Annotated in this window: 5 protein-coding genes and 2 pseudogenes; 6 read left to right on the top strand and 1 reads right to left on the bottom strand. The window is 71.9% G+C overall.

Translation table 11 applies throughout. The features are described from left to right. Window positions 1-192: 192 nt before the first annotated feature. Window positions 193-330 (top strand): annotated as a pseudogene (locus VR45_RS44225) (bifunctional 5,10-methylene-tetrahydrofolate dehydrogenase/5,10-methylene-tetrahydrofolate cyclohydrolase); the annotation flags it as partial. Window positions 331-546: 216 nt separating this feature from the next. Then, window positions 547-846, top strand: a complete 300-nt coding sequence (locus tag VR45_RS18420; RefSeq protein WP_030395238.1) for a DUF4193 domain-containing protein — start codon at window positions 547-549, stop codon at window positions 844-846. A gap of 75 nt (window positions 847-921) precedes the next feature. Here the strand turns inward: VR45_RS18420 and VR45_RS18415 are convergent, their stop codons facing one another. Further along, on the bottom strand, window positions 922-1671 hold the full coding sequence (locus VR45_RS18415; RefSeq protein ID WP_234326034.1) for an FCD domain-containing protein: 750 nt from the start codon (window positions 1669-1671) through the stop codon (window positions 922-924). A 294-nt stretch (window positions 1672-1965) separates the two neighbouring features. On the opposite strand from VR45_RS18415, the gene VR45_RS18410 reads away from it, so the two are divergent. The 4 genes and pseudogenes from VR45_RS18410 to VR45_RS45710 all read left to right on the top strand — a co-directional run. After that, window positions 1966-3492, top strand: a complete 1527-nt coding sequence (locus VR45_RS18410; protein WP_045940881.1) for an amino acid permease — start codon at window positions 1966-1968, stop codon at window positions 3490-3492. Beyond that, a pseudogene (locus tag VR45_RS18405) lies at window positions 3489-4810 on the top strand (glutamine synthetase family protein). Before VR45_RS18410 ends, VR45_RS18405 begins: the two are co-directional and overlap by 4 nt. Next, the gene (locus VR45_RS18400; protein WP_045940880.1) at window positions 4807-5580 is read left to right on the top strand and encodes a gamma-glutamyl-gamma-aminobutyrate hydrolase family protein; all 774 of its coding nucleotides are present in this window, start codon (window positions 4807-4809) and stop codon (window positions 5578-5580) included. Before VR45_RS18405 ends, VR45_RS18400 begins: the two are co-directional and overlap by 4 nt. Further along, window positions 5577-5743, top strand: a 167-nt coding sequence (locus VR45_RS45710) for an aldehyde dehydrogenase family protein (RefSeq protein WP_159394258.1), incomplete at its 3' end; no start/stop codon positions are given. The genes VR45_RS18400 and VR45_RS45710, both read left to right, overlap by 4 nt.

The following is a 5743-nucleotide window of genomic DNA, read 5'->3' as shown; positions in this document are numbered from 1 at the left end:
AGGTCTATGCCGCCTACCTGGAGAACGACGACGGCTTCGAGGTCGAACTCGTCGCGATGAGTACGTCGGAAGCGGACTGATCGCGACGGGGGCGGATGGTGGCGCCGCTGAACGCCGTCGAGAGTCCGGGGGCGAAGGGTATGGTGGACGCAGCCCGATCCTCGGCAGGCCGGTGGCGATGCTCCTGTTCGCGGGGATGTCGGCTTCGAGAGCGTCCGGCACGGGGCGGGCCTGATCACTCCCGTCCCCGGCGGTGTCGGTCCCATGGCCAGCGCCATTCAGCTCGTACGGACGGTCGAGGCGGCGGAGCGTCAGCTCGTCCGGTCCTGACCCGGGATTTCGTCGGCCGGAACGGCGCCGGAACGGCCTCGGGTCGGCCGATGGGTGGATCATGGGTGGGGCTTCGCGCGCCCCGCGGTGCGGCGGATGAGATGGTGGGGCGCCACGGGTGGGATCGGCCGCGCTTTTGTGTGCGGCGGATGCTCCGTGGGCCGGCAGGTGGCACGATGCGATGCCGGAAGCGACGCTCAAGGAGAAGACAGCACCATGGCAACCGACTACGACGCCCCGCGCGACACCGGCGACGAGGGACGCGACGACAGTATCGAGGCTCTGAAGAACAAGCGGGACGACAAGCAGAGCTCCTCGGTGGACGTGGAGCCAGAGGCCGTTGAAGGGCTTGAGCTGCCGGGCGCCGACCTGTCCGGTGAGGAACTCACCGTGCGGGTCGTGCCGCTCCAGGCGGACGAGTTCACCTGTATGACCTGCTTCCTGGTCCACCACCGGGCGCAGCTCGCGGGTGAGGACAAGAACGGCCGGCCGATCTGCCGAGAGTGCGCGTCCTGACCTGAGCGCAATGTCTGGGCCGGCCGGGACCCCTGGGTCGCGCGGCCGGCCCGGGCCCGGCCCGGGGCGGGAGCCTCAGGCCAGGAAGCCCCGCAGCAGCGCGGCCGTCGCGGCGAGGTGCTCCTCGGTGGCGCGCCTGGCCGCGTCGCCGTCTCCGGTGAGGATCGCCCGGACCATGGCCCGGTGCTGTTCGGCGGCGTGCTCGATGTTCCGGTCCAGCATGGGGATGGCGTTGAGGAGGTCGTTGAGGCGCATTCTGGCCTCGGCGATGGCCGCGGCCAGGGTGGGGGAGCCCGTGAGTTCGCCGATGGCGAGGTGGAACCGCGAGTCGAGCTGGCGGTACTGGTCCGGCGGGGAGTCCTCCAGGTCGTCGAGGCGGCGCTCCAGATGGCCCCGCTGGTCGGCGGTGAGGGTGCGGCGGGCGGCGGCCTCGGCTGCGCCGGCCTCCAGGACCTGGCGGTAGGTCAGCGCGTCCTCCAGTGCGCCGCCGAGGTCCCGGGCGGCCCGGCGGAGGTCGGCGACATCGGGTGCGGGCATCCGGTAGGTGACGAAGGTGCCGCCGTAGCGGCCGCGGCGGGGTTCGACGCAGTCGGCCTGCTGCAGGGTGCGGAGCGCCTCGCGCAGGGTCTCCCTGCTGACGCCGAGTCGTGCGGCGAGGTCCCGTTCGGCCGGCAGGCGGTCGCCGTGGCCGAAGACACCGAGCTTGATCGCCTGGAGGAGCCGTTCGACGGTCTCCTCGAAGGCGTTGCCGGTGCGGACCGGGCGGAAGATCGCGCCGGCCTGCCAGTCGAGTCGTGCCTGCTCACGTGCTTGGTCCAGGTCCACGCCCGGAATCGTACCTACGGGCGGGTGTCGGACCTCGTTGCGTTCCCTTCTCGGTGTCGGCCCTTGACGTGGCCCCGGCTCAGCCGGAACGATGCTGCTCACCCACCCAATGGTCTGGTTCCAGACCATTGAAGAGCCGTCCGACCGTCGAACCCGCCCGGCCGAGCGCGCCACGCCGTCGTGGCCCTGCCCGTCCCGGCACACCCTCAACCCCCTGGGGTGCCCATGACCGACGCACGCTCACCCGAAACCCGCGCAGACGAGCCACACGCGAGCGACCAGCCTTCCCCCACCGTGTTTCCGGAAAGCACCACCCCCGTTTCCGACGACGAACAACGCCTCCGCGAGCTGGGCTACACCCAGGAACTGGCCCGCTCGATGTCCGGCTTCTCCAACTTCGCCGTCTCCTTCTCCATCGTCTCGATCCTCTCCGGCTGCCTGACCCTCTACGGCACGGGCATGAAGACCGGAGGCCCGGCCCTGATCGTCTGGGGCTGGCCGGTGGTCGGCCTGTTCACCCTCTGCGTCGGGCTGGCCATGGCCGAGATCTGCTCCAGCTACCCGACGGCCGGCGGGCTCTACTACTGGGCCGCCAAGCTGAGCCGCAGCCGGGGGCCCGCGTGGAGCTGGTTCACCGGCTGGTTCAACTTCCTCGGCCAGGTCGCGGTCACCGCCGGCGTCGACTTCGGCGCCGCGTTCTTCACCAACGCCTTCCTCACGCTGCGCTTCGGCATCGAGGCCAGTCCCCTGCACACCATCGAGATCTTCGCCGTCATCCTGCTGCTGCACGGCCTGCTCAACACCCGCGGCGTGCGCCTCGTCGCCCTCCTCAACAGCGTGTCCGTCTGGTGGCACCTGGTGGGCGTCGCGGTCATCGTCGGCGCCCTCGCCGTGCTCCCGGACCAGCACGCCCCGGCCTCCTTCGTCCTCACCGAGTTCGTCAACGGGACCGGCTTCCGGAACCAGTTCTACGTCGCGATGATCGGCCTGCTGATGGCCCAGTACACCCTCACCGGGTACGACGCCTCCGCGCACATGACCGAGGAGACGCGCGACGCCGCCCGCTCCGGCCCCCGCGGCATCGTCAACGCCATCACCGTGTCCCTGGCCGCGGGCTGGGTGCTGCTGCTCGGCATCACCTTCGCGATCCGCGACTACGACGGCGCGCTCAACAGCGACACCGGCGTCCCGCCCGCCCAGATCTTCATCGACGCGATCGGCTCCGGCGGCGCCCAGTTCCTGCTGCTGGTCGTGATCGGCGCCCAGTTCTTCTGCGGGATGGCCTCCGTCACCGCCAACTCCCGCATGATCTACGCCTTCTCCCGGGACGGCGCCCTGCCCGGCTCCCGGCTGTGGCACCGCATCGACCCGCGCACCCAGACCCCGACCAACGCGGTCTGGCTGGCGACCGGCGGCGCACTGCTGCTCGGCCTGCCCGCGCTCTGGAACACCACCGCCTACACCGCCGTGACCTCCATCTCCGTCATCGGCCTGTACATCTCCTACGTCATTCCGGTGTACCTGAGGCTGCGCCAGGGCGAGGACTTCGCTCCCGGCCCCTGGCACCTGGGACGGTGGAGCCGGCCGATCGGCATCCTCGCCGTCGGCTGGACGGCAGTGATCACCGTTCTGTTCATGCTCCCCACCGCTTCCCCGATCACCGCCGAGAGCTTCAACTACACCCCCGTCGCCGTGGCCGTCGTGGTCGGCTTCGCCGGGGTGTGGTGGCTGGTCTCGGCCCGGCACTGGTTCACCGGACCCCACGTCCTGGCCACGCCGCCCGAGTCCGACGCCCGGGACACCGAACTGGAGGTCCGATGACCAGCCCCCGGCTCACCCTCGACGAACTGCGCGCCCGCGTCGCCGACGGGTCCGTCGACACCGTCGTGCTCGCCATGACCGACATGCAGGGCCGCCTCCAGGGCAAGCGCCTGGCCGCCGAGCACTTCCTCGCCGACGTGGTGCCCGGCGCCGCCGAGGGCTGCGGCTACCTGCTCGCCGTCGACATCGACATGAACACCGTCGACGGGTACGAGATCTCCTCCTGGGAGAACGGCTACGGCGACCTGACGCTGCGCCCCGACCTCGCCACCCTGCGGACCGTGCCCTGGCACCCCGCCACCGCCATGGTCCAGTGCGACGTCCTCCACCACGACGGCACCCCGGTCGCGGTCTCCCCGCGGCAGGTCCTGCAACGCCAGCTGGACCGCCTGGCCGGCCACGGCTGGCATGCGCAGGCCGCCACCGAGCTGGAGTTCATCGTCTTCCGGGACAGCTACGAACAGGCCTGGGACAAGGACTATGCCAGGCTCACCCCGGCCAACCAGTACAACGTGGACTACTCCGTCCTCGGCACCGGCCGGATCGAGCCCCTGCTGCGCCGGATCCGCAACGGGATGGCCGGCGCGGGCCTGGCCGTCGAGTCCGCCAAGGGCGAGTGCAACCTCGGCCAGCACGAGATCGCGTTCAAGTACGCAGACGCCCTCACCACCTGCGACAACCACGCCGTCTACAAGACCGGCGCCAAGGAGATCGCCGCCCAGGAGGGCTGCAGCCTGACCTTCATGGCGAAGTACGACGAACGCGAGGGCAACTCCTGCCACATCCACCTCAGCCTGCGCGACGACCGGGGCGCACCCGTGTTCGCCGGTGACCGGCCGCACGGCTTCTCGCGCACCATGGAGCACTTCCTCGCCGGGCAGCTCGCCTGCCTCGCCGACTTCGCTACGTGCCCGGCAGCTTCGCCCCCACCGCCGTCGCCTGGGGCCGCGACAACCGCACCTGCGCCCTGCGGGTGGTCGGCCACGGCCCGTCGCTGCGGTTCGAGAACCGCGTCCCCGGCGGCGACGTCAACCCCTACCTCGCGGTCGCCGCGCTGATCGCGGCCGGACTGCACGGCATCGACCAACAGCTGGAACTCGAACCGGAGTTCACCGGCAACGCGTACGCCTCCGACGCCCCCAGGGTGCCCGCCAACCTGCGCGACGCGGTGGACGCCTTCGAGCGCAGCGCCGTCGCCACCGAGGCCTTCGGCAAGGACGTCGTCCGGCACTACACCCACGCCGGACGCACCGAACTCGCGGCCTACGAGCGGGCGGTGACCGACTGGGAGCGGCGCCGCGGATTCGAGCGGCTGTGACCCGCACGGGCCCGCGCCGACCGCTGATCGGCATCACCACCTACCAGGACGACGCGGCCTGGTCCGTCTGGCACCAACGCGCCTCCCTGGTGCCCCAGACCTATGTGGACGCCGTCGTCCGCGCGGGCGGCACCCCGGTACTGCTGCCGCCGCAACCCGGCGGGGCCGAACACCTCCTCGACGCCCTGGACGGCCTCGTCCTCGCCGGCGGACCTGACCTCGACCCGGCCAGGTACGGGGCGGCCGCCGACCCGCGCACCGGCCCGCCCCACCACGCCCGGGACGACTGGGAGAGCACCCTGCTGCGCTCCGCGCTGGCCCGGGACCTCCCGCTGCTCGGCGTCTGCCGCGGCATGCAGCTGCTCAACGTGGAACTCGGCGGCACCCTCCTCCAGCACCTGCCCGACGGGAGCCACCAGAAGGTCCCCGCCCGGTTCGTCCGGCGCCGGGTCGAGGTGGCCGACGGCAGCCGGCTCGCCACCGTCCTGGGGCCGGACGCCGAGGTCTCCTGCTACCACCACCAGGCCGTCGACCGCCTCGGCAGCGGGCTCCGGCCCACCGCCCGCGGCGCCGACGGCACCGTCGAGGCGCTCGAACTCGACGGCCACCGCTTCGCCCTCGGCGTGCAGTGGCACCCCGAGACCGACGCCGACGACCTGCGCCTGTTCCAGGCCCTGATCGCCCAAGCCCTGATCGCCCGAGCCACGGACACCCGAGCCGTGACCGCCCGGGCCCTCACCACCGCCAGCCACCGGGAGACGAGCCCATGACCGAACCGGACCTCTTCGAGGTCGTCAACCCCGCCACCGAGGAGGTGATCACCACCGTCGAACTGGCCGGGCTCGCCGAGACCGACGCCGCCGTGGCCCGCGCCCGCGCCGCCTTCGACACCTGGCGCCGGGTGGCCCCCGCCGACCGGGCCCGGCTGCTGCG

Source organism: Streptomyces sp. NRRL S-495 (assembly GCF_000966955.1).
GTDB lineage: Bacteria > Actinomycetota > Actinomycetes > Streptomycetales > Streptomycetaceae > Kitasatospora > Kitasatospora purpeofusca.
Note: the sequence above shows the minus strand (reverse complement) of the source record. Positions and strands in the feature narration are given on the sequence as shown.

Bases quoted from the DNA above. Each gene is read 5' to 3' on its own strand.
- VR45_RS18420 (WP_030395238.1), top strand. From the start codon at position 547: ATGGCAACCGACTACGACGCCCCGCGCGACACCGGCGACGAGGGACGC.